This window comes from Bacillus cereus ATCC 14579 (genome assembly GCF_000007825.1).
Classification (GTDB): Bacteria; Bacillota; Bacilli; order Bacillales; family Bacillaceae_G; genus Bacillus_A; species Bacillus_A cereus.
In genome coordinates, this window is the sequence record NC_004722.1 from 4,874,468 (window position 1) to 4,898,157 (window position 23,690).

Consider the following 23,690-nt stretch of genomic DNA (forward strand, 5'->3'; position numbering starts at 1 on the left):
TGTGTATGGAAGAACGTTTCTTTCTGTACGACGATACTGTCGCTACAAAAACTCGTTTCGTTAGCTTTATGGGAGAAAATGAGCGTCACGATTTAGCGCTATTATACTCCGATCGTCATTACGGTAAAACAATTGTCCTTGATATGCAACGCAATAAATTTGCAATCATCGGTGCTGACGATTTAAACGAACCAGGCTACTTAGAGCACGCATTTTCTATGACTGAAGAAATTGCAGAAGAATTACGCTCATTTTTATTTGAACTTATATAATTTATCGTATGCACCAGCTATTTTAGCTGGTGTTTTTTCATCACGAGTATTTTGAATTTTCAATCTTTTGTGTTATAATTAAGAATAAATCTATTTGGATAGAAAGGACGTTATCTACGTATGCCAACAACTACTTTGTAATGGACCAGCAATTGGATAGCATTACTCTCAAAAAAGCACCGTGCTTTTTCAAGGGAGTAGTCTGCCCATTCCCATTACAAAGGAGCGTATTGCATCTGTAGTATGATGTTTACGGAGGTTCCTCTTTGGGGACCTCCTTTTATTCTTGTCTTTTTCTCATGCCTTCATACTACAAGACATCCAAATAGCTGTATTACGTTCCTTTACCACTACTATAAGAGGTGAAGGAAAATGCAGAAAGTACAACTTTCTTGGAGTTTATATGAAAACGAGCAAAACACAATCGAAAAATATTGTAAAAATTGCAGACGTACTACCCTATTTACCGACACAAATATTCGTAGGCATAACGCCAACGGAAAAAACATATACCGCTTTGCCATTTATAAATGTCCGAAAGACCATACGTGGAATCAAAAACTTCGTATTTATAAAGCATTTACTGATCACGTTGAAACAGTCGATATGACGCAGCAGGATCAGCCAGAAACAACTACTACCATTTCCATTACGCAACATCAAGAAAGCGGCATAACCGAAATCACGATCGTATTAGATATTGTTTTCGGTTCCCACCGCATCGATAAAGCCTTATCCACATATATTTCCGACTGGAGCCGTACACGCATTGTGGATAAAATTAAAAATGGGGATATTCAATTAAACGGACAACAAATGAAGCCAAATACAATACTTTCTGAAGGCGATCATATCTCGATTTGTTTGTAAGCAAAAATATGCAAAAAATCCTCTTACAATTGTAAGAGGATTTTTTTATTTCTTCACTTTTCGTAATACAAAATGTGCGCAACCGAAGTTACAGTACTCGTATAAATACTCCGTTAACGTACTAATTTTCGTATCATATGTCGCACGTTGGTTACTATCATCAAAGAATCCGCGCAATCTAAGTTGCTCATATCCCCAGTCCCCAACGATGTAATCATATTTATTTAAAATTTCTGCATAGCGCTCTTTAAATGCTTCTTCACTAAAACCGTCACGAAAGTTTTTAATTACTTCGTACTGAACATTATTAATGCTCACCGTAGCATGAATCTCTTGCTTTTGCTCCATCATTAACTTCCTCTCTAAGCATTCTTCTTTTTATCGTATCACAAAGCATAACAACCAACAATTTCAAATACAAAAAATTGCAAATTAGTACATGCTATGGAGAAGGAGGTGATACATCGTGAAAAAACAAATTTTACTTTCCCTTCTCACTCTTTCCTTATTTGCAGGCTGCCAATCAGCGAACAAAGCTGAAATGGAACGTGAAGAAGGAAGCCGTGTTCTTGTTTCCAATAAAAACGACATGTATCATACGGAAAATACAAATACAAGACTCACAAGAGTCGGTTATTCTTCTAAACAAAAGCATGAAGTATCTAACAAACAAGTAGGGGCCATTAATCGCGAGAAGGTCGCTGAAATGATTACAAGCATGACAGTCAAACTTCCTGACGTTACAAACGCTGCTACACTCGTTACCGATGATGAAGTATTTGTTGTATATCGTGCAAACACAACGGATCCAAAACTTGTAGCGGATCAAGTATATAGAGCTGCTTTGTCCATCGTCCCTCGCTATTATAAAGCATATGTATCAACAGACCAAAAGTTGATTTCCCAAATTCAAGGCCTTCAATCTGGCGCATTAAATGATACAGAATATACGCAAAGCCTCGATATGCTAAAACGTGAAATGAGTAAAAATCCTCATTTGAACAATACGGGAGATCAGACCTTGAATGATATGATTAAAAAGTAAAACAGGTGGAGAAAATCTCCACCTGTTTTACTTTTTATTTTTTATTACGATCCGCATAAACTTCCATCGCATCACACATAAACTGCGCTAAACCTTCGCCAAACTTATCGATATTTTTCGTGAAGCGCTCATCAGCGACGTACATTTGACCGAGGCCCTTAAAAGCGTCTAATGAATAGTGACTAAAGTTTTGCAAGTAATCGTACCATACTTTAATAGCTGCCTGCGCCTCTTTAGAATCTGGTGCATCGTGTCTAAGCGCTGCTAAATTTCTATAAATAGCATTAAACTCCTCTTGGTTCTCTTTTGACATACCTTTTGCATATCCATTCGATTTATCTAGAGCTGTATCTCCCCATTTTTCACGTGCTTCTTCTTCATATGGATTATGGCTGAAATCGAATCCTTCAAATTTCTCTTTGGTTGTCATTTCAATCTCTCCTTTTGTATGCTGAATTGTTTTATCAATTGTCGCAATCACTTTATCTAACCTGGTACGTTTTTCAAGAAGCATTTTCTTATGAAGAATAAGCGTCTCCTCTCGGTTAAATGAAGGACTCGTGATAATCTCTTTAATCTTCTTCAAAGGGAAACCAAGCTCTTTAAAAAATAAGACTTGTTGTAATATTTCTAAATTTTCGTCAGAATAGAGACGGTATCCTGAATCTGTTATCTCGTCTGGAGTTAATAATCCAACTGCATCATAATGATGTAGTGTACGCACGCTAATTCCAACTAGATCTGCTACTTCTTTTACTCTCATTGGCATTTCTTCTCTCTCCCTCCATACATACAATAAACCATTACGTAACGTTATAGTCAATCAAAATTTTATTTTCTTTCTAAAAGTTTCATCTCTCCCATATTTCATGCATAATAGATATGTACATATATTAGAAAGCGGTGAAAGTATGGTTTCAAATACTGTAATTGCCAGCATCATTTTTCAACTCATTGTCTCGATTCTGATCCCAATTATCGTACTCGTTTATTTCCGTAAAAAATATAATATGAATTGGAAAGTGGTCGGCGTTGGTGTTCTTATCTTTATCGGATTCACCCAAATTCTTGAAACACCATTCCACCTATTTATGCGCGGTAATCCAACAATCGCTCCATTTTTAGAAAATCCGTTTGTCTTCGCAATTTATGGCGGATTGACTGCTGGTATTTTTGAAGAATTAGGACGCTTCGTTGCCTTCTTCTTCTTACTAAAAAAATATCTAGAATATAAAGATGGCTTCGCTTATGGAATTGGTCACGGCGGAATTGAATCTATTTTAATTGGCGGTTTTTCTGCATTACAAGCATTAATCTTTGCTAATTCTATTAACGATGGTAGCTTCGCTCGACTGATTGAACAAAAACCCGAGCTTAGCATTTTACAGGACATGTTAATTCAGCAACCTGCCTACTTATACTTCCTTGGTAGCTTAGAAAGAATTATGGCACTCGTGCTTCAAATCGCCTTTACAATGCTTGTTTTATACGCAGTCAAACAGAAGAAATATATCTTCCTAGTATACGCTATACTATTCCACGCATTTGTAGACTTTTTCGCGGCACTTTACCAAACAAAAACAATCAACATCTTCGTTGCCGAAGGAATTACACTTCTGTGTACAATTGGCGCTGTCGTTCTTATTCGCAAAATGAAAGAGAAATTAATGAGTGTACCGGAGTAAAAAATAAACCACCAAAATTGGTGGTTTATTTTTTATATGGATGATAACTTTTGCCCTCTTGCAGCTCCCTCTTTGTTTCTGCATCTATAACGATATATTTATGAAACTCTCCTACTTCATTTTGAATAAAAGAAGTGAAAAAGTATACTTGGCGATCAGAGTGAACAAAAAAATCTTGAAGTACCACTCTACCTCGACAACCGACAGCTGTTTTTTGTAGGAAAGAAAATTCTTCATCAGGCACTTCTTTAAATAAGATTTTTTTCCGAACACTATATGCTGCATTTTTGTATTCTTTATAGATCTTCTTATCTAACTGTTTATAAAAAACATCCTCACTCACAAATGACTTATTTCGATTGCTTGGATAATTTAGTTTTTGATTCGACTCTGCATAAGTTGTGGACAAGTGTATAAAAAAACAAAGACTAAATACAATACATATCATTTTATTCATGATTGCACCTCAAATGTTCATTATCCACATTACTTTTCCACATATTTAAATCAATATACTGTTTCCAATAAAAAGGAATTATTTCTACATTTGTCGAAGTATATAGCGTCAACTTGAAAGATGGGGATGAATTATGAAGAAAATTATTATAATACGACATTGTTCAGCAATTGGGCAAAAACGTGATGATGAATTAACGACCGATGGAAAAGACCAAGCAAACACCCTTGCTACATTCCTCTTAGAAAATCATCTACAAATCGATCATATTATTTCAAGCCCATTTGTCCGAGCTATCGATTCCATTCGGCCCTATGCGCTCCAAGCTAACTTATCTATCCAAGAAGATGAACGATTAACTGAACGCATATTGAGCAACATTCCAATGGATGATTGGATGCAAAAACTAGAATCTACTTTTACAAATATAGATATTGCCTTTTCAGGCGGAGAGTCAACAAAACAAGCAACAGACCGGGCCCTATCGCTTATTCAAGACGTTTTACAATTAAACCATACGACAACACTACTTGTTACACATGGCAATTTACTTACGCTCATTTTAAAGCATTTTGATCATACAATTGGCTTTAATGAATGGAGAACTTTAACGAATCCTGATATTTACGAAATTACAATCGACGAACAATGTATCATAAAACGCTTATGGGAAGCATCGTCCAAGTAATATCCCTTTCCAAAACATTCAGTTGACGCCACGAGAAGAGACTGTTCTAACAATAGAAAGGGGTATCATTTCATATGTACGAAGACGTACTTGCTTTACTACATAAAACAAATGTTTCTTATGAAAAATTCGAACACGAACCAGTACTCGATTATGAGACCGATCGGATCGTACGCGAGAGACTTGGCTTACAAGGCACCCCAAGTAAAAGCTTATTTTTAAAATCAAAGTCTGGAGATTATTACGTATTTTTTACGTTAGAGGGCACAAGGCTCAACCGGGGAGAGATGAAAGAACTATCAGGAGAACGCTTATCTCTCTGTTCTCCTGATGAACTGCGAGACAAAACTGGTTGTACGCCGGGATGTGTGGCTCCTTTCGGATATTCACACGATGTAACAATTATTGTGGATAACGCTATTTATACGTACGATAAAATTTTAATTACACCTGGTGTTCCTGAATTTACAATTGAATTATCCACAGAAGAATTAAAAAAGATTTTATTAACATGTCCAAATACCGTTTTAGAGTACAAACAAAAAGAGAGCTAATCATTAGCTCTCTTTTTTTCATTATTTAGCTTCCTGCTGTTTTTTCTTTTGCAGAACGTACTTGCTCGTCCGCATGGTAAGAAGAACGCACAAGTGGGCCAGCTTCACAGTGGCTAAATCCTTTGCTAAGTGCAATTTCTTTAAGCTCTGCAAATTCTGCTGGTGGGTAATATTTAAGAACTGGTAAATGCTTCTTAGATGGTTGTAGGTATTGCCCAAGAGTTAAAATATCCACATTGTTTGCACGTAAGTCATCCATTGCTTCAATTAAATCTTCTCTCGTTTCACCTAAGCCCACCATAATGCTCGATTTAGTTGGAATATCAGGCTGCATTTCTTTCGCTCGACGTAAAAACTCTAATGAACGTTCATATTTTGCTCTAGCGCGAACTCGGTCAGATAATCGACGTACTGTTTCAATGTTATGGTTTAAAATATCTGGTTTTGCATCCATTAACATTTTTAAGTTTTCTTCTACTCCACCCATATCAGATGGTAATACTTCGATAGACGTGAATGGGTTTTTACGACGTACTGCGCGTACTGTTTCAGCAAAAACAGCTGCTCCCCCGTCCTTTAAATCATCACGTGCAACCGCTGTTATAACAACGTGCTTTAAGCCCATTTGTACTACTGAATCTGCTACGCGTTCTGGTTCTTGTAAATCAAGCTCAGTTGGTAAGCCTGTTTTAACCGCACAAAAACGACAAGCACGTGTACAAACCGCACCTAAAATCATAAATGTTGCTGTTTTTCTTACAGCCCAGCATTCATGAATATTCGGACATTTTGCCTCTTCACAAACGGTATGAAGATTCTTAGAACGCATCATTTTCTTTAAGCCTGTATAGTTTTCATTCGTGTTTAACTTAATTTTCAACCATTCGGGCTTGCGCTTATATTCTGTTTGTTTTGTCATGGTTATCAACTCCGCACAATATGAAATAGTTTACCGTGTTCGCTTCTTTCAATGTAACATATCTATTCTAACGTATGAAAGCGATTTGCTCAAATGAAGATTCTAAGATTTTTTCCAATCGTTCCCTATAATGAAATACTCCGTATATCCCACACTAAAAAGAGTGATGTTGTGAAAGGAGTCTATTTCATGCTTCGAAAAATTTCTCTTTTGCTTTCTATTTGTTTTCTTCTCCACCAAAACATCGCTTACGGTGAAGATAATCAGCAAAGCATATACGAAAAGCGCATGGCACTATATAAAGAAACCGAGCAGTCTTCAGGCATTCCATGGTATTACTTAGCTGCAATGGATCAATATGAAAGAAATATACGGAGCGTAAGAAAAGATATTCCGAAAAAACCAGATGCCATCATTTCCCTTTATTTCAAACCAGAAATATGGGCTGGACCTATTAATAGTAACGATACTCTCCCCCATACAATTTCTCTATTTGGCGGAATAGGTTTAGATGGTGACAAAGATGGATTTGCAAATGCAAATAGCGACCGTGATCTTCTGCATACCGCAGCGACTATTTTAAGGAAACAAGGAACGTCAGAAGACCGTATTAAAATTATGCTTTGGGAATATTATAGACGTGCAAAAACAGTTGATTTAATTAGCGAATATGCCCAAATTTATAAACATTATGGACGTATTAATTTAGAGGGAAATGCTTTTCCTCTTCCGATCCGTAGTGACCATAGCTACCGTAGTACTTTCGGCGCTGGAAGAAGTTTTGGCGGCAGAAGGATTCATGAAGGAACAGATATTTTCGCCGGATATGGCGTGCCAGTAAGATCGACTTGCTATGGCATTATTGAAACGAAAGGTTGGAACCGCCTTGGTGGATGGCGCATTGGTATTCGCGACCTTCATAACAATTACCATTATTACGCTCATTTAGGCGGGTTCTCAAAAGAAATACAGCTTGGACAAATTGTTGAGCCAGGGAAAGTAATCGGATTTGTTGGTAGCACTGGTTATGGACCTCCTGGTACAGCCGGAAAATTTCCGCCCCACTTACATTTTGGCATGTATAAAGACAATGGCTATACAGAATGGGCCTTCGATCCATACATGCATTTAAGCCTTTGGGAACGCAAAGAACGAGCAAATACAAAACGATAACCGTAGCTGCATTGCTACGGTTATTTTTTATCCATTAAAAGCCTGGCTGAGCCGGATTTCACTTTATTTACAACTAACTATCTGTTTTCTTTTTATCAGGTACAGCAACACTTCCACTTCCATAATACGTAGGCACTTCCCCTTGAACGATACGCGTCGCAATCGGAACATTTTGTTTCACCGTTATCTCTTTCGTATGAAATGGAATAATTACTTGCAATGTTACTTCCATTTCCATAACAATTTGAATCGCTGTAGTATTAATCCCATGCGGCTCAATTTTTTGTTTAATATCTGTATTCACATGCCCAATTGGCGTGAAATGAATCGGAATATCTGGTCCTATATTACCAAGAAGCGCATTATCAGTTACACGCCCAAAAGGAACTGCCATAGTCGCCCCGTTTTTTTCAGAAATACCTAGCTCCTTCAACTTCCCTTGTTCTACTTGCTGCAAATATTTTTCTATGTACGTGGTCGTTGACGTTACGATTTCATTTACTTGCTTTGTATTTAAATTAATTGTAGATACTTTTCCGTTTTTATCATTCTGTACTTTCATTAATGAATCTACATCGAATCCTTCATTAATTCGATCGTTTACTGCCTTCGTCATAATTGCCGTCGCCATTTTATGCGTCTCTACTTCCCCATATTTAATTAAGGTCGGCTGAATATTATTATTCACAATCCACAACCCTTGCGTAAGTAATATAACAAAAAGAATAAACGACATAAGCAGTATATACCGAAAGGCAATAGGTCCCCTTCGAAACCGCGAGTTTTTCGAGCGAAATATACTCATAAAAAAACCTCCTTCTTATATCATTTCTATGCAAGAAGGAGGGACGATATATGCTTATCTCATTTTTAATAATGCTTCTTTTCCAATCGTTCCTGCTGGAATGCCTAATGCTTCAGCTCCAGTCGTTACCGATTCTAGCGGCGCTTCAAGAAGTTGTTCAATCGTTCTTACACCAACCGCACGGCCAGCAATAATTCCTCGATCACCTAACTTCTCATTTAAAAGACCTACATCTAATGCACCACACATAATATATCCTTTATCGCTCATTACAGCTAGCAAATTTGTCTTTGGAAGTTTCACGCTAACCGCAATAAACGTATAATTATCAATTATAATTGGCTCCACATTAACCATAGTTCACACTCCTCTCTTTCTTATCTGTATGACAAGAGAAAAATGAGTGTTACAAGTTAACTAGCCTATAGTTTAACGGAAGATTTATAAGTTATTAACATATCTGTTAACACATCTCTAAGTAGTTCTGGCATATAATATTGTTTGTCAGAAAGTGTGGATAGCTCTGGGTATAAGTAGCCAAATGTAAACATATCAATTGTTCCTACTGTATATATACGATCTAATTCCAGCGATTCCCCGTTAATTAATACATCTTCGAGTAAAATTTTATTCCCAGGAATCGTATCTGGAATTACTTCTACACCCGCGTAAATCATTTTCCCCATCACTTTCCCACGAAATCCGAATCCTTTCACCTCAAGATTCTCCATATTCGGCTTACGTGCTTTCAAAATAACTTCTCTTAATATCTTTCCTGGAACTTTCAAAGCACACGGATTAATTGGATGTGGACAAATTCTGTGAATATCTCCGCGCGTTACGACACCCTCTTCTAACCCTTCAAGAAGTACACCAGCATTCACCATGCCAATTTCTGCACCGCACCATTTTTTCAGCGCACTTGCTAACATATGAGAAAACGGCGTCTCATGAAACCAATCAACCTGTAATGACTCTTTTAAATGAACGACAGGCTCTGCCATTATATGCTTACTTTCTTCCTGCAGTATTTCAATTGTGGATAACGGCTCGCTATAAGCACCTAACCGTTCCGCCTTAATCGCTCTACCGTCCTTTTTCAACAGCTTCTTCGTCTCTTTATCCACAGTAAGCTGCACGTGCCCAACGTAACGTCCCCACTTTTCACAGCAACAAAGTAAAGTATTATTCATTAGAACACCACGCTCAAATAAATGATGCGTATGTGCCCCTAAAATAACATCTATATCATAATGCTCTGCCATATACTCATCCATACTTTTTCCAAGGTGAGAAAGGACAACTGTTATATGAGCCTCATCTCTTACTTCTTCTAAAATAGACTCTAAATGGATAAGCGGATCTTCAATATGCCAATCGAGCATTTGATAAAACTCTGGATACGCAACAGTTAACCCGATAAAAGCAATCGTAATCCCATCTGTCGTTGTATGTAATTTATAAGGCTTTGCCCATGATGGACGTACACCTTCTTTTTCAAATAAATTTGCAACAAGTACTTCAAATCCAGCATCATCATAGAGCCGATTTAAATGCTCTTTCGCTAACGTAATTCCTTCATTATTTCCGATCGTTACATAATCATATAACGCCTCATTTAAAAGCTTCGTATTCCCAAGCCCATTTGTCGCTTCCGAAATACTATGAAAACGATCCACATGATCGCCGATATCAATCGTCAAAACAGTCTCTCCCGCTTCCTGTCTTCGCTTTTTCTCCCCTAGAACAAACCGAGAAATTTGCGGCCAATTTTCAAAATGACTATGTATATCGTTTGTATGATAAAGGTGGATGATTGTTTCTTTATTTGTATTCAGAGAAAAAACCTCCTCTCAGTTCCTTACTGCCATTTACGCTATGCGCACACAATAATCCTGTAAATACTTTTCGTCTTTTCTTGCTATTTTACATTGTACTCGCATTGTGAGAAAAAGCAAAAGATTGTCCTTTTTATATGAGAAACTTTTGCTAATGCAGGAAATAATTCCAGATAATGGAGGGAGGGGTGGATTTGTCAAAAAGTTTAATAGAGAATTCAGTGGGTGGTTGTTCAAGTGGATTTGTCAGTATCTTTGTCTTAAACCTAGTCGTTCTCTGTTCTTATAAAATGTTTGGGGTATGTGAGGATTTTCTTTTGTCTTATCTTGTCGACAAATCGATATTCCTTGTCGAAACGTTGATATATTGAAATAATCGTTGATATATTCCCGTTTATGATCGATATATTTGAAAAATCGTTGATATATTTAGCTGAACACCCACCCGGGTATCCTCTCCCGAGCCAAGCCAAGACAAATCCGCAAAACAAAAAAGCGCCCTGCACAGCAGGACGCTTTCTTCATACATATATTATCCAGTTCCAGCGGCTAGAATAAGCCGCTGCCACTTTTAAATATTGTCCAGCTTTGCCTCCTAGACCCTCATGTCTAAGAACCTTCCGCACGAGAAGATAAAAAGCGTCTTCTGTGCGAAAGAACCTTAGCCAACGGGTCTGAACAGTCGGCTCCGCATTTCTATTTAACCGATAGAACCTTCCATCTCAAACTTGATTAGGCGGTTCATTTCAACTGCGTATTCCATTGGAAGTTCGCGAGTGAATGGCTCGATGAAGCCCATTACGATCATTTCTGTAGCTTCTTGCTCAGAAATACCGCGGCTCATTAGGTAGAATAATTGTTCTTCTGATACTTTCGATACTTTCGCTTCGTGCTCAAGTGAAACGTAATCGTTTTTGATTTCGTTGTAAGGAATTGTATCAGATGTAGATTGGTTATCCATGATTAACGTGTCACACTCGATGTTAGAGCGAGAGTTTTTCGCTTTTGGTCCGAAGTGTACGATACCACGGTAAGTTACTTTACCACCATGCTTCGCAATCGATTTAGAAACGATTGTTGAAGACGTGTTTGGTGCTAACTGAATCATTTTCGCACCAGCATCTTGGTGTTGGCCTTTACCAGCAATCGCGATAGATGAGGTTAAACCACGAGCGCCTTCGCCTTTTAAGATAACTGCTGGGTATTTCATCGTTAATTTAGATCCGATGTCACCGTCAATCCATTCCATCGTTGCGTTTTCTTCACAAACCGCACGTTTTGTAACTAGGTTGTATACGTTGTTCGCCCAGTTTTGGATTGTTGTATAACGGCAATATGCATCTTTCTTAATGATGATTTCTACTACCGCACTGTGAAGTGAGTTAGTCGTGTAAACAGGTGCTGTACAACCTTCTACGTAGTGTACGTGTGCGCCTTCGTCTACGATGATAAGCGTACGCTCGAATTGTCCCATATTTTCAGAGTTAATACGGAAATACGCTTGAAGTGGTGTATCAACTTTAACACCTTTTGGAACGTAGATGAATGATCCACCAGACCAAACTGCAGAGTTTAATGCAGAGAATTTGTTGTCTGTTGGTGGGATTACTTTTCCGAAATGCTCACGGAAAATATCTTCGTTCTCTTTTAATGCGCTATCTGTATCTTTGAAGACGATTCCTAGAGCTTCTAGGTCTTCTTTCATGTTGTGGTATACAACTTCAGATTCGTACTGTGCAGATACACCAGCTAAATATTTTTGCTCAGCTTCTGGAATACCTAATTTATCAAATGTTGCTTTAATTTCATCAGGTACTTCATCCCAAGACTTCTCAGATTTCTCAGATGGTTTTACGTAGTACGTAATTTCATCGAAATCTAAGTCGTTTAAGTCGCCGCCCCATTGTGGCATTGGCATTTCGTAGAACTTATCCAGTGATTTTAAACGGAAGTCTAACATCCACTGTGGTTCTTCTTTCATACGTGAAATTTCTTCAACGATCTCTTTTGTTAAACCGCGTCCAGCACGGAAAATCGAAACGTCTTTGTCTTTGAAACCATATTTATAATCGCCGATATCTGGCAGTTGCTTCGCCATGTTGGTGTGTCCCTCCTTAGATAACCTCGTTTTTAGGAACCTTTAACATTACTTATCTTCGTTTAAGCCCTTTTCTAACGCTTTCCACGCTAATGTTGCACATTTAATACGTGCAGGGAACTTGCATACGCCTTGTAATGCTTCAATATCTCCTAAATCGATGCTGTCATCGTACTCTTTTCCTAGCATCATGTCAGAGAAAATTTTCGAAAGCTGAAGTGCTTCTTCAATTTTCTTACCTTTTACTGCTTGTGTCATCATTGAAGCTGAAGACATTGAGATTGAACATCCTTCACCTTCAAACTTCGCCTCTTGCACAATACCTTCTTCTACTTTCATCGTAAGTTGAATACGATCGCCGCAAGTTGGATTGTTCAAGTTAACGGTAACACTATCTTCTAACACGCCATGGTTACGAGGATTTTTGTAATGATCCATAATAACTTGACGATATAACGTATCTAAATTATTAAATGACATTTGTGAAATACTCCTTTGTCTTGATTAGCGATTCAACAAATGTATCAATTTCTTCTTTTGTATTATATAAATAGAAGCTCGCACGTGCTGTTGAAGAAGCTTTTAACCACTTCATAAGCGGTTGTGCACAGTGATGTCCTGCGCGAACTGCAATGCCTTCTACATCTAATACAGTCGCTACATCGTGAGGATGTACGTCTTCAATATTAAATGTAACAAGACCAGCGCGATGCTTTGGACCATAAATTGTAACGCCATCTACTTCTGATAGTCTTTCTAAAGCGTATTGCGCTAATTCATGCTCATGCTTTTCAATATTATCAAGACCGATTTCTTCTAGGAAATCAATTGCTGCACCAAGTCCGATTGCATTACCGATAATCGGTGTACCTGCTTCAAACTTCCACGGAAGCTCTTTCCACGTAGATTCTTGTAAATCTACGAAATCAATCATTTCACCGCCAAATTCAATTGGCTCCATATTGTTCAGCAATTCTTTTTTACCATATAATACGCCGATACCTGTAGGTCCGCACATCTTATGAGCAGATAATGCGTAGAAATCACAGTTTAAATCTTGTACATCCACTTTCATGTGAGGTGTACTTTGTGCACCATCAACGACCATAATTGCGCCATTTTCGTGTGCGATTGCTCCGATTTCTTTTACAGGGTTAATCGTTCCAAGTACGTTTGATACTTGCATAATAGAAACGATTTTTGTATTCGGTGTAACTGTTTGACGAACATCTTCTAAAGAAATTGTACCGTCTGGTTGAAGCGGAAGATATTTTAAAGTTGCACCAGTTTTCTTCGCAACTTGTTGCCACGGAATGATATTACTATGGTGCTCCATGTAAGAAATAACGATTTCATCGCCCTCTTTTACATTTTCAAGACCATAGCTAGCTGCTACTGTATTTAATGCAGTTGTCGTTCCGCGTGTGAAAATAATCTCTTCCATTGATTTCGCGTTAATAAACTTGCGAACTTTCTCACGTGCACCTTCATACGCGTCGGTAGCTTTCGTACCGAGCGTATGAACACCGCGATGCACGTTAGAATTATATTCTTTATAGTAACGTTCTAACGTTTCAATGACTTGAATTGGTTTTTGAGAAGTTGCTGCACTATCGAAATAAACAAGTTGTTTGCCGTTCACTTTTTGATCAAGAATTGGAAACTGTTTGCGTATTTCATGAATATTCATTAGCGAACTTTCCTTTCAATTACCTCAACAAGCTGTGCCTTTACTCCTTCAATTGGAAGCTCATTAACTACAGGTGCTAAGAATCCATGGATGACTAAACGTTCTGCTTCGCGTTTTGGAATACCACGGCTCATCAAGTAGTATAGTTGGACTGGATCTACGCGACCTACTGAAGCTGCGTGACCTGCCATTACATCATCTTCGTCGATTAAAAGAATTGGGTTTGCATCACCGCGTGCTTTTTCATCTAACATAAGAACGCGAGAAGATTGTTGTGCATTTGATTTAGATGCACCGTGTTCAATCTTACCAATTCCGTTGAAGATAGATGTTGCACTATCTTTTTGTACACCGTGTTTTAAAATCCAACCTTCAGAGTGTTTACCGAAGTGAACAACTTTAGTTGTAAAGTTTTGTGTTTGGTTACCACGGCCAATTGTTACTGTTTTCGTATCAGCATATGAACCGTCGCCCATTAAGTTCGTAACGTTCTCTGAAATTGTGTTTCCGTCATTCATAAGGCCTAGAGCCCAATCAATACGGCCGTCGCGTCCTACAACGCCGCGGCGGTTAACGTAAGTTGTTACGTCTTTTGCTAATAGATCAACCGCACCGAATTTCACTTGTGCGCCTTGTTCCACGATTACTTCTGCTACGATATTTGCAATACCTTTAGCATTTTCATTTGCAACGTAGTTTTCTACATAAGTTGCAGTACTGTTCGCATCAGCTACGAATAATACGTGATTATATACGTTAGCTTCTTCGCCGTCTACTAAGAATACAGCTTGAAGTGGAGTTTCAAGAACAACGTTTTTCGGAACATATACGAATGCACCGCCGTTGATTAATGCAGCATGAAGTGCAGTTAGACGATGCTCGTCTACTTTCACGCCGTCTTTCATTAAGTACTTTTGTACTAGTTCAGCGTGCTCAGTTGCTGCTGTTACGATGTCTGTGAAAATAACACCTTTTTCTTTTGCTTCGTCTGCTAAAGAAACGAATGCAGTTGTACCAGTACGTTGCACTAATACGCTGTTATTTTCATCGATTAAGTTTTTCACTGCTTCTGGAAGTTCAGTTAAAGAACTTACAGGCTCTTGCTTAGCAGCGTCGCCTTTTCCGATAAAGTCCCATTTGTCAATTTTCGTTTTATCAGGCGTTGGCATTGGAAGTTCAGTTGCTTGTGCAAGAGCTTGTAAGCGGAACTCAGTCAACCAAGCTGCTTCGTTTACTTCGCTTGCGCGTTGACGGATTGTTTCTTGATCGAAAGGTAATGTACCGATTGTCATGTTTATGCTCCTCTCTTACGCTTCTTGCTCTGTTGTTTCGTCTTCAATACCTAATTCTTTTTTAATCCAGTCGTAACCTTCAGCTTCTAGACGTTGTGCAAGCTCAGGGCCACCAGATTTAACGATACGACCGTTCATCATAACGTGAACGAAGTCTGGAGTGATGTAGTTTAATAAACGTTGGTAATGCGTAATCATTAGGCAACCGAACTCTTCGCCGCGCATTTCGTTAATACCTTTAGATACAACTTTTAATGCATCGATATCAAGACCTGAGTCGATTTCATCTAAGATTGCGATTTTTGGCTCAATCATCATTAATTGAAGAATTTCGTTACGTTTTTTCTCTCCACCAGAGAAACCTTCGTTTAAGTAACGTTGTGCCATTTCTGGATCCATTTCTAGGAATTCCATGTTTTTATCTAATGTACGGATAAATTTCATAAGAGAAATTTCATCGCCTTCTTCACGACGTGCGTTAATTGCAGAACGTAAGAAGTCAGCGTTTGTTACTCCGCTAATTTCACTTGGATATTGCATTGCTAGGAATAGACCCGCTTGTGCGCGCTCGTCTACTTCCATTTCTAATACATCTTCACCGTCGATGATGATGCTACCTTCTGTTACTTCATACTTTGGGTGACCCATAATTGCAGAAGATAAAGTTGATTTACCTGTTCCGTTAGGTCCCATAATTGCGTGGATTTCTCCACCTTTTACTTCAAGGTTTACACCCTTTAAAATTTCTTTGCCATCAATTGATACGTGTAAGTCTTTAACCGTTAATGTAGAACCAGCCATCTCAATACCTCCATTAATCCTATATATACATTTTAAAAATTCCTAAAACGTTCATATTCTCATTTTATTCTCATTCTAATTTTATATCAAATAAAATGATATCGCAAACGACGAAAAAAAGTAACCGTTTTTTCACAAATGTATATAAGTATTTCCTTCACATCTTTCTATGATACACCTTTCTTCTTATTTATATAAAGAAAAAAGGACTGGTAATTTTCCAGCCCTTTCCTTATATTTATTCACTTACCGGAAGTACAGCACCTTTATATTCTTTATTAATAAAATCTTGAATTTCTTTTGAATGTAGCACTTCTACTAGCTCTTTAATTTCTTTTTTCTTCTCATCACCTTTACGAACTGCAATGATGTTTGCATACGGAGAGTCTGATCCTTCAATCGCAATTGCATCCTTTGTTGGATTTAATTTTGCATCAATTGCATAGTTTGAATTAATAAATAAAGCATCTCCCTCATTATTTTCATACAATTTCGGTGAAAGTCCAGGTTCAACATCTGTTTTAAATTTTAAGTTTTTCGGGTTTTCTACAACATCTTTTACTGTTGCTTTAACAACATCTACTCCGTCTTTTAATTTAATAACGCCGCCTTTTTGTAACAGCGCTAGCATGCGGCCACGCTCCGCTACGTTATTACTCATAATCACTGTCCCGCCATCTGGTAGGTCTTTTAAGCTTTTATATTTCTTAGAATAAATACCCATTGGCTCTAAATGGATTTTTCCTGCGTTTACAATTTTATATCCCTTTTCTTGAATTTCTTTATCTAAGTAAGGAATATGCTGGAAGTAGTTCGCATCAATTTCTTTATCCGCTAACGCTTTATTTGGCAGTACATAATCCTGGAACTTTTTAATCTCTAACTTAATGCCTTTTTTCTCTAATATCAGCTGTGCCTTCTCTAAAATAACAGCGTGTGGCACGTTAGAAGCTCCCACAACAAGCTTATTCTCCTCTTTTCCTCCGCAAGCAGCTAATGTAAATACAGACAACGCTGTAACAACTGACAGTAGAACCTTTTTCATATGATTTCCCCTTCTCCCCAATGGTTATGTAGTTATAAAAAGAGCCGGCATACACCAGCCCTTTTCAGCAATTATTCTTTTACAGGAACAACTGCCCCTTTATATTCTTTATTAATGAAGTCTTCAATTTCTTTAGAATGCAATACTTCTACAAGAGCTTTAATCTCTTTCTTATCTTTATCGCCTTTACGAACAGCTACTATGTTTGCGTATGGTGAATCATTTCCTTCAATTGCAATTGCATCTTTTTCCGGATTTAACTTTGCATCAATTGCATAGTTAGAGTTAATTAAAACAGCGTCGCCTTCTTTATTGTTATACACTTGTGGCAATAAACCAGGCTCGATATCCGTTTTGAATTTTAGATTTTTCGGATTATCTGCAATATCTTTTGTAGTTGCTTTAACTGGATCTATTCCTTCTTTAATTTTTAAAATACCTTCTTTTTGTAAAATTGCTAAACCACGTCCGTGGTCAGCAACTGAATTACTCATAATAATTGTCGCACCATCTGGAAGCTCTTTTAGACTCTTATACTTTTGAGAGTACACACCAATTGGTTCTAAATGAATCTTTCCTGCTACTTCAAAGTCATACTTTTTATCTTTAATTTCTTTTTCTAAATACGGAATGTGCTGGAAGTAGTTTGCATCTAATTCCTTATCCGCTAACGATTTATTTGGTAATACGTAGTCTTGGAATTTTTTAATTTCTAATTCAATTCCTTTTTTCTCAAGTAACGGTTTTGCCTTTTCTAAAATAACAGCGTGCGGTACGTTAGAAGCACCAACAACAAGTTTCTTTTCATCTTTATCTTTCCCGCCACAAGCAGCTAATCCAAAAATTGAAGTTGAAATAAGTGCCGTAAGTAATAATTTTTTCATTTGAAACATCCTCCCGTTTTTCATTATCGTTTATCTATTCGAGTCGTTAAACTATCACCAATCCACTGAATTAAAAATACAACTAGTAATACACAAATTGTCGCAACGATTGTTACATCGTTATTCCCTCTTTGGAATCCTTCTAAGTAAGCAAGTGTTCCAAGGCCACCAGCACCAACAACTCCTGCCATTGCTGTATAGCCTACTAAAGCAATTGTCGTAACCGTAATACCAGATACTAATGCTGGTAACGATTCTGGAATTAACACTTTCAAAATAATTGTGCTTGTTTTTGCTCCCATTGCTTTTGAAGCTTCAATTACACCTTTATCAATTTCGCGAAGTGCGATTTCAACCATTCTCGCGTAGAATGGTGCCGCTCCAATAATTAAAGCCGGCAAAGCTGCACTTGCTCCAAGAATTGTTCCAAGAAGAATCTTTGTGAATGGGATTAATAAAATAATTAAAATGATGAATGGTATAGAACGGAATATATTTACGAATGCTCCAATCACCGTATTAATTGATTTGTTTTCCCATAAATTATCTTTTGCTGTCATGAAGAGTAACAATCCTAAAATGAGTCCTAAAACAAATGTCGCAAGAGCTGCGATTGCCGTCATATATAACGTTTCACCAGTTGCTTCTAACATTTGATTCCAATCAACATTTGTGAGTAACTTATCCATGTGCAATCACCTCCAGCTCTACTTGATCTTGATGAATTCCTTCTATTGCTTGCTGGATTGCTGTTTCCTCACCATTTAAATGAACAACTAAACTACCGTAAGAACCGTTATTCGTTTGTGCGATATTTCCTTGCAAAATGCTAACTTCTATGTCACTGCGTTGCATCAATCGTTGAAGCACTGGTCTTTCTACAGCCTCACCGATAAACTGCAAACGAATTACTTTTCCATCTGGATATTTTTCAATTAAACTTTCAATCGTTTCATTTGTATCTTCAGAATCCGTTAACTGCTGTACAAATCGTTTCGTAATATCTTGCTTCGGATTACGGAATACATCAAGTACTGGACCTGTTTCTACAATCTTTCCTTTCTCCATTACCGCAACACGATTACAAATCTTTCGAATTACGTGCATCTCATGTGTAATGAGTACAATTGTTAAACCAAGGCGCTTATTAATGTCTAATAGTAAATCCAAAATTTGATCTGTCGTTTCCGGATCAAGAGCTGACGTTGCTTCGTCACATAAAAGCACTTGTGGATTGTTAGCTAATGCTCTTGCAATCCCGACGCGTTGCTTTTGTCCCCCGCTCAGCTGAGATGGGTACGCGTCTCCTCTTCCTTCTAATCCAACAAGATGAATTAATTCATCAACACGTTTTCTTCTCTTCGCTTTATCAACACCTGCAATTTCAAGTGGAAACTCTATATTTTCACGTACAGTTCGTGACCAAAGTAAGTTGAAGTGCTGAAAAATCATTCCGATTTCTTGCCTTGCCTTACGAAGTTCACTTCCTGTAATTGCTGATATAACACGATTTGCAATTGTAATTTGGCCAGAAGTCGGTTTCTCTAACTGATTAAACAATCTGATTAAAGAACTTTTCCCAGCGCCGCTATATCCAATAACACCAAATATTTCACCTTTTTCTATTTTTAAATTGGCGTTATCTACAGCAGTGACATCACCGCTTTTTGCTTTATATATTTTCTTTACATTCTCTAATAGAATCATGGTGTATCACCCCTTTTTTAAATAAAAAGCGCAAGCGGCTCGTTTAGAACAAGAGGGCGTTTGAATCCCTGACGTAGAGGCGCTTTTTGCCTCATAGGAAGGGATGAAACGACCGACTGTTCTAGCCGCTGGTGCTAGATTTCATAAAGATTTTAGGTCGACTCCGCAATTTTTTATTTTTAATGCGTGTAGTCCACTGTTATCATTACTTTTATTATTTGAATGTCCTCCACATTCAAACAATAAAAAAACCTTTCTGCTTTAGAGAAGCAGAAAGGTTTTTATGCGTATATAACAACATTATCCCTCTCTCTCATCTCTCAAAGCATTTGCTTTGCAGGAATTGGCACCATTTCAACATAAGTTGACGGTTGCCGGGCTTCACAGGGCACAGTCCCTCCACCTCTCTTGATAAGAGAAATCAGATTCAATTTTCGTCTGATTTGAAATTTATGAAATTGTCTATATTTTATGACTTGAATTGTATCAATATACACTCACCATGTCAACAGAAATTTTCGCAAAAAATGAAACTTCAGAATTTTAAGCACCTACTGACATCGGTTTACATATATGAAACATCGATTCCACTAATAACATCGTTCGGTACGTTCCCGAATATTGTACACGTCCATCATTCATTAGCATTTGCAATCGTACATTTCCATTCACCAATTGTTCTATATCCTTTTCATCTAAGCAAATGATTTGTTCCGTTCCTCTTTCTTCATGTACCAGCTCTATATAATCTCTTGAAATTTGTAACGAACAACTTTCATCTCCAAAACGAAAATTAACAGTTTTTTCTTCTTGTCTTAAAAGCGGTTCTAAATGATATTGAGCATTAGCGTAATTTACAAATGATTGAAGCAAAGAATATAATCTCACCCTAAATCACATCCTTCATATCACTTTCTATTACATACCATTCCCTCTCACTAAAGAGCAATCCTGTTATTTTCGCTCGACAAATACTGTATCCACCCTGCATCTCGACATATTTCCCAAGAAATATGTCGAGGCGGCAAAAATTTTGCCGCCTACTTTAATTCCGTATATAAATATTCAACCGAATGAAATGCGTATATCTTCTTCATCAGTGTCCCATTTTCAAAAACAAGTAAACAAGGTACACTTTCAATCCCATACTCTTTCGCTAAATGCGGAGCATAATTTAAATCTAACATCCCAATTTTCAAATCTTCAATTGTCATCTCAACGACTGTTAACATCTTTTTTGCTAATTGGCATGTTCCACACATTGGAGTATATACATATAATACTGTTTTTTCTTCGTTCTCTATTAGGGCTGTAGCTTCGGCTCCTGTCCAATCAATCACTTCTATCATTCCTTACCGTAAATATTCTGTATAAACGTCAATGTCGGCTCCCCATAATACATTTGCTAAGTGTGTAGATGGCGCAGTTGCCACTTCTCGGTACGAGCGATCAATATAGATATGCTCGGCTTGCGGGAATTCTTTTCGAAATTGTTTCCTTAACTTTTCTCCAGCATCATCAGCATCCACTAGCACATACACTTCCTTATCAAAAAATTGATCAACGAGCTCATCCATTTTCGACAAACCAATTGTACCATTTGTACAAACAATTTCCACCGGTTCACGAATAATAGATTCAATCTTTCTTCTATCTGATGTACCTTCTACAATAATGACTTTTTCTACATAAATCATATGTCATCACCCGATCACCATATACTATACAACCTTGAACTTAGTATATAGTATATTCGTTATTTTCATGTTGTTTCCTGTTTATTTTTGCAAAAGAAAAGCGCAAGCGGCTCGTTTAGATTGTGAAGACTTATGAAACCTTACCAAAAAACAGTTTTTCTCATAATAGCTTATTTATTTACATATAACTTGAATTTCATTATTTCACAAAAAATAAAAAAGGACAGCACAAAGGCTGTCCTTTAGTCGACTATAATTAGTCTTGGTTTGTCATTTCTGCATATTTTTCTGCAGTTAATAACTTCTCAACTTGGCTTGCATCAGAAAGTTCAACTTTAACCATCCATGCACCCTCGTATGGAGATTCGTTAACAAGTTCTGGTTGGTCACTTAATTCTTCGTTTACTGCTACAACTTTACCGCTTACAGGTGCGTATAACTCAGAAACTGTTTTAACAGATTCTACGCTTCCGAATGGCTCGTTAGCTTCGATTGTTGCACCTACTTCAGGAAGTTCAACGAATACGATATCGCCTAGCTCACCTTGTGCAAAGTGAGTGATACCGATAACAACTTCATTACCTTCAGTTTTTACCCATTCGTGTTCTTCAGAGTAACGTAAATTATTTGGAATGCTCATGACTGTACCTCCAGTGAATGTATTAATTATGTAAAAATACCTTATTGGTACTTTTTCCACACACTTTCAAACTGCTCTTCGTTAAAACCAAGTGTTACATTCGTTCCATCTGTTACAATTGGACGTTTAATCAACATGCCATCAGATGCTAAAAGCTCATACATTTCGTCTTCGCTTGCATCTTTCAACTTATCTTTTAGACCAAGTTCACGGTAACGCATTCCACTTGTATTAAAGAATTTTTTTAATGGTAATTCACTTTTTTCATGTAAATTACGTAAATCTTCTTTTGATGGTGGATTTTCAACAATATGAATCATCTCATATGCTACATCGTTTGCCTCAAACCATTTCTTTGCCTTTTGACATGTGCCACACTTTGGATATGAATAAAATGTTACTGTCATAAATTCACCTACTTTTTTACTAACCTTTACCTTTATCATATAGAAAACGTTTTATTATTTCAAACCATTATTCGCTAAACTTTTACTTATTTCGTGATAATTTTTAATAATCCTGCGAATTTTTCTTATTTTTCCGCCATTTGTTAAGAAAAAAATAAATATATAAATTTTTTAGATTCTGCACCAAACATATATCTTAAACAAGCGTTTGATTAATTCTCCATTTTCTTTCTTAACCTTTGAACTACAGGAGTTTCTTTCTACCGAACATACAGCTTAAACAAACGTTTGATGAATTCTCTATTTTTCTTTGTTAACCCTTGAGTTACATCGGTTTCTTCCTACCGAACATACAGCTTAAACAAACGTTTGATGAATTCTCTATTTTTCTTTGTTAACCCTTGAGTTACATCGGTTTCTTCCTACCGAACATACAGCTTAAACAAACGTTTGATTAAAAAAATAAGAAGCCTCTTTTGTAGGCTCCTTCATTATCTATTTAAATAATCTGCAATTGTTTGAAATACGATGATATACATATTATGAATACTTTCTTCTGTATTTCCACCATTCGATAAACCAATTGCCCATTGTTGTCCTTCACCACTTCCGATATTCGCAAACCCTTGCGTATACATAGCATTTACATCTTTTCGGGCACTGTTATACTCTATCCCTTTTGTAATAAAAATCGAATATGATTTATCTTGTAAACCGATAAAAAACACTGGTTTCTTTAGTGATGAAAATACATTTTTATATTGCTCTGTTGAGGCTTCTTGAAAGTGATCTTTCATTATTAGAAAACCATCTACTTCCTTAGATTTCTTTTCCAGTTCCTCTAACTTCATTTCCTCAAACTTTATATTCCTAAACGTATCTTTCGGTTTTTCTCCAACAACTCCAATTACGAGTGCTCTTCCGTTATATTCTAATTTCTCTCCTTCTTTATCCTTTGCACACCCAGCACCGACTAGGCATATCAATATAAAAAATAAGAAATACGATAAACGCTTCATTTAGCACCCTCCCCTTCTTTTTAGTCAAGTGACAAAAACGTAAGGTTAATTCAAGAAAATGTAAGTAAAATCGATAGCCCAATTCACGTTTCTATATTATAATC

General features: G+C 37.1%; 29 protein-coding genes and 1 riboswitch. Of the genes, 7 read left to right on the forward strand and 22 right to left on the reverse strand.

Annotation, left to right across the window (positions count from 1 at the left end):
- Positions 1 to 5 precede the first annotated feature (5 nt).
- Both BC_RS24755 and BC_RS24760 read left to right on the forward strand, forming a co-directional pair.
- Entirely contained in the window at positions 6 to 272 is a 267-nt protein-coding gene (locus tag BC_RS24755; protein WP_000392606.1) for a DUF3055 domain-containing protein, read from the forward strand.
- 372 nt (positions 273 to 644) lie between these two features.
- Entirely contained in the window at positions 645 to 1,142 is a 498-nt protein-coding gene (locus tag BC_RS24760; protein ID WP_001174567.1) for a hypothetical protein, read from the forward strand.
- 45 nt (positions 1,143 to 1,187) lie between these two features.
- Here the strand turns inward: BC_RS24760 and BC_RS24765 are convergent, their stop codons facing one another.
- Positions 1,188 to 1,490: a YutD family protein gene (locus tag BC_RS24765; protein ID WP_000435943.1), complete on the reverse strand. Its 303-nt coding sequence runs from the start codon at positions 1,488 to 1,490 to the stop codon at positions 1,188 to 1,190.
- A gap of 118 nt (positions 1,491 to 1,608) precedes the next feature.
- Between BC_RS24765 and BC_RS24770 the strand changes: the two genes are divergently transcribed.
- Positions 1,609 to 2,187, forward strand: coding sequence for a YhcN/YlaJ family sporulation lipoprotein (locus BC_RS24770; protein ID WP_000744132.1), 579 nt, complete (start codon positions 1,609 to 1,611; stop codon positions 2,185 to 2,187).
- A gap of 34 nt (positions 2,188 to 2,221) precedes the next feature.
- Here BC_RS24770 and BC_RS24775 read toward each other — a convergent pair whose 3' ends face one another.
- Positions 2,222 to 2,956 (reverse strand): MerR family transcriptional regulator, encoded by a 735-nt coding sequence (locus BC_RS24775; RefSeq protein ID WP_001132220.1) that lies wholly within the window; start codon positions 2,954 to 2,956, stop codon positions 2,222 to 2,224.
- Between the two features lie 100 nt (positions 2,957 to 3,056).
- Here BC_RS24775 and BC_RS24780 point away from each other — a divergent pair, with 100 nt between their 5' ends.
- Positions 3,057 to 3,872 (forward strand): YhfC family intramembrane metalloprotease, encoded by an 816-nt coding sequence (locus BC_RS24780; protein ID WP_002195895.1) that lies wholly within the window; start codon positions 3,057 to 3,059, stop codon positions 3,870 to 3,872.
- Positions 3,873 to 3,897: 25 nt separating this feature from the next.
- Here the strand turns inward: BC_RS24780 and BC_RS24785 are convergent, their stop codons facing one another.
- On the reverse strand, positions 3,898 to 4,329 hold the full coding sequence (locus BC_RS24785; protein ID WP_001038431.1) for a hypothetical protein: 432 nt from the start codon (positions 4,327 to 4,329) through the stop codon (positions 3,898 to 3,900).
- A 133-nt stretch (positions 4,330 to 4,462) separates the two neighbouring features.
- Here BC_RS24785 and BC_RS24790 point away from each other — a divergent pair, with 133 nt between their 5' ends.
- Together BC_RS24790 and BC_RS24795 are read left to right on the forward strand one after the other, a co-directional pair.
- Complete coding sequence (locus BC_RS24790; protein WP_000720176.1) at positions 4,463 to 5,017, forward strand: histidine phosphatase family protein; 555 nt, start codon at positions 4,463 to 4,465, stop codon at positions 5,015 to 5,017.
- A gap of 74 nt (positions 5,018 to 5,091) precedes the next feature.
- A complete protein-coding gene (locus BC_RS24795; RefSeq protein ID WP_000272746.1) occupies positions 5,092 to 5,571 on the forward strand; it encodes a YbaK/EbsC family protein in 480 nt (159 codons plus the stop codon).
- A 25-nt stretch (positions 5,572 to 5,596) separates the two neighbouring features.
- Here the strand turns inward: BC_RS24795 and lipA are convergent, their stop codons facing one another.
- Positions 5,597 to 6,490 (reverse strand): lipoyl synthase, encoded by an 894-nt coding sequence (gene lipA, locus BC_RS24800; RefSeq protein ID WP_000166373.1) that lies wholly within the window; start codon positions 6,488 to 6,490, stop codon positions 5,597 to 5,599.
- Positions 6,491 to 6,679: 189 nt separating this feature from the next.
- Between lipA and BC_RS24805 the strand changes: the two genes are divergently transcribed.
- Positions 6,680 to 7,663, forward strand: a complete 984-nt coding sequence (locus BC_RS24805) for a M23 family metallopeptidase (protein ID WP_000944665.1) — start codon at positions 6,680 to 6,682, stop codon at positions 7,661 to 7,663.
- 73 nt (positions 7,664 to 7,736) lie between these two features.
- Here the strand turns inward: BC_RS24805 and yunB are convergent, their stop codons facing one another.
- The 18 genes from yunB to BC_RS24895 all read right to left on the reverse strand — a co-directional run bounded on the left by yunB (position 7,737) and on the right by BC_RS24895 (position 23,586).
- On the reverse strand, positions 7,737 to 8,468 hold the full coding sequence (gene yunB, locus BC_RS24810; RefSeq protein ID WP_000021806.1) for a sporulation protein YunB: 732 nt from the start codon (positions 8,466 to 8,468) through the stop codon (positions 7,737 to 7,739).
- 54 nt (positions 8,469 to 8,522) lie between these two features.
- Positions 8,523 to 8,825, reverse strand: coding sequence for a YunC family protein (locus BC_RS24815; protein WP_000248466.1), 303 nt, complete (start codon positions 8,823 to 8,825; stop codon positions 8,523 to 8,525).
- 65 nt (positions 8,826 to 8,890) lie between these two features.
- A complete protein-coding gene (locus tag BC_RS24820) occupies positions 8,891 to 10,306 on the reverse strand; it encodes a bifunctional metallophosphatase/5'-nucleotidase (protein WP_265335551.1) in 1,416 nt (471 codons plus the stop codon).
- A gap of 700 nt (positions 10,307 to 11,006) precedes the next feature.
- Positions 11,007 to 12,404 carry a Fe-S cluster assembly protein SufB gene (sufB, locus tag BC_RS24825; RefSeq protein WP_001118825.1) on the reverse strand — a complete coding sequence of 466 codons (1,398 nt, stop codon included), beginning with the start codon at positions 12,402 to 12,404 and terminating at the stop codon, positions 11,007 to 11,009.
- Between the two features lie 48 nt (positions 12,405 to 12,452).
- A complete protein-coding gene (gene sufU, locus BC_RS24830) occupies positions 12,453 to 12,884 on the reverse strand; it encodes a Fe-S cluster assembly sulfur transfer protein SufU (protein WP_000009523.1) in 432 nt (143 codons plus the stop codon).
- Positions 12,874 to 14,094 carry a cysteine desulfurase SufS gene (gene sufS, locus BC_RS24835; RefSeq protein ID WP_001020767.1) on the reverse strand — a complete coding sequence of 407 codons (1,221 nt, stop codon included), beginning with the start codon at positions 14,092 to 14,094 and terminating at the stop codon, positions 12,874 to 12,876. The genes sufU and sufS overlap by 11 nt, the downstream gene beginning before the upstream one ends.
- Positions 14,094 to 15,386 (reverse strand): Fe-S cluster assembly protein SufD, encoded by a 1,293-nt coding sequence (gene sufD, locus BC_RS24840; protein WP_000152167.1) that lies wholly within the window; start codon positions 15,384 to 15,386, stop codon positions 14,094 to 14,096. Before sufD ends, sufS begins: the two co-directional genes overlap by 1 nt.
- A gap of 15 nt (positions 15,387 to 15,401) precedes the next feature.
- The gene (gene sufC / locus BC_RS24845; protein WP_000929160.1) at positions 15,402 to 16,187 is read right to left on the reverse strand and encodes a Fe-S cluster assembly ATPase SufC; all 786 of its coding nucleotides are present in this window, start codon (positions 16,185 to 16,187) and stop codon (positions 15,402 to 15,404) included.
- Between the two features lie 238 nt (positions 16,188 to 16,425).
- The gene (gene metQ / locus BC_RS24850) at positions 16,426 to 17,232 is read right to left on the reverse strand and encodes a methionine ABC transporter substrate-binding lipoprotein MetQ (protein ID WP_000757012.1); all 807 of its coding nucleotides are present in this window, start codon (positions 17,230 to 17,232) and stop codon (positions 16,426 to 16,428) included.
- A 71-nt stretch (positions 17,233 to 17,303) separates the two neighbouring features.
- Positions 17,304 to 18,116, reverse strand: a complete 813-nt coding sequence (gene metQ, locus BC_RS24855) for a methionine ABC transporter substrate-binding lipoprotein MetQ (RefSeq protein WP_000735103.1) — start codon at positions 18,114 to 18,116, stop codon at positions 17,304 to 17,306.
- 23 nt (positions 18,117 to 18,139) lie between these two features.
- Positions 18,140 to 18,805, reverse strand: coding sequence for a methionine ABC transporter permease (locus tag BC_RS24860; protein ID WP_000359557.1), 666 nt, complete (start codon positions 18,803 to 18,805; stop codon positions 18,140 to 18,142).
- A complete protein-coding gene (locus BC_RS24865) occupies positions 18,798 to 19,823 on the reverse strand; it encodes a methionine ABC transporter ATP-binding protein (RefSeq protein WP_000601775.1) in 1,026 nt (341 codons plus the stop codon). Before BC_RS24865 ends, BC_RS24860 begins: the two co-directional genes overlap by 8 nt.
- A gap of 310 nt (positions 19,824 to 20,133) precedes the next feature.
- Positions 20,134 to 20,241, reverse strand: a riboswitch (SAM riboswitch).
- A gap of 125 nt (positions 20,242 to 20,366) precedes the next feature.
- Positions 20,367 to 20,711 carry a hypothetical protein gene (locus BC_RS24870; protein ID WP_001242136.1) on the reverse strand — a complete coding sequence of 115 codons (345 nt, stop codon included), beginning with the start codon at positions 20,709 to 20,711 and terminating at the stop codon, positions 20,367 to 20,369.
- A gap of 152 nt (positions 20,712 to 20,863) precedes the next feature.
- The gene (locus BC_RS24875; RefSeq protein WP_002008881.1) at positions 20,864 to 21,172 is read right to left on the reverse strand and encodes a thioredoxin family protein; all 309 of its coding nucleotides are present in this window, start codon (positions 21,170 to 21,172) and stop codon (positions 20,864 to 20,866) included.
- Between the two features lie 3 nt (positions 21,173 to 21,175).
- A complete protein-coding gene (locus tag BC_RS24880; RefSeq protein ID WP_000640870.1) occupies positions 21,176 to 21,520 on the reverse strand; it encodes a toprim domain-containing protein in 345 nt (114 codons plus the stop codon).
- A gap of 256 nt (positions 21,521 to 21,776) precedes the next feature.
- Positions 21,777 to 22,160, reverse strand: a complete 384-nt coding sequence (gcvH, locus tag BC_RS24885) for a glycine cleavage system protein GcvH (RefSeq protein WP_000026897.1) — start codon at positions 22,158 to 22,160, stop codon at positions 21,777 to 21,779.
- 41 nt (positions 22,161 to 22,201) lie between these two features.
- Positions 22,202 to 22,567 carry an arsenate reductase family protein gene (locus BC_RS24890; RefSeq protein WP_000218968.1) on the reverse strand — a complete coding sequence of 122 codons (366 nt, stop codon included), beginning with the start codon at positions 22,565 to 22,567 and terminating at the stop codon, positions 22,202 to 22,204.
- 491 nt (positions 22,568 to 23,058) lie between these two features.
- Complete coding sequence (locus tag BC_RS24895) at positions 23,059 to 23,586, reverse strand: lipoprotein (protein ID WP_000826872.1); 528 nt, start codon at positions 23,584 to 23,586, stop codon at positions 23,059 to 23,061.
- Positions 23,587 to 23,690: the final 104 nt, after the last annotated feature.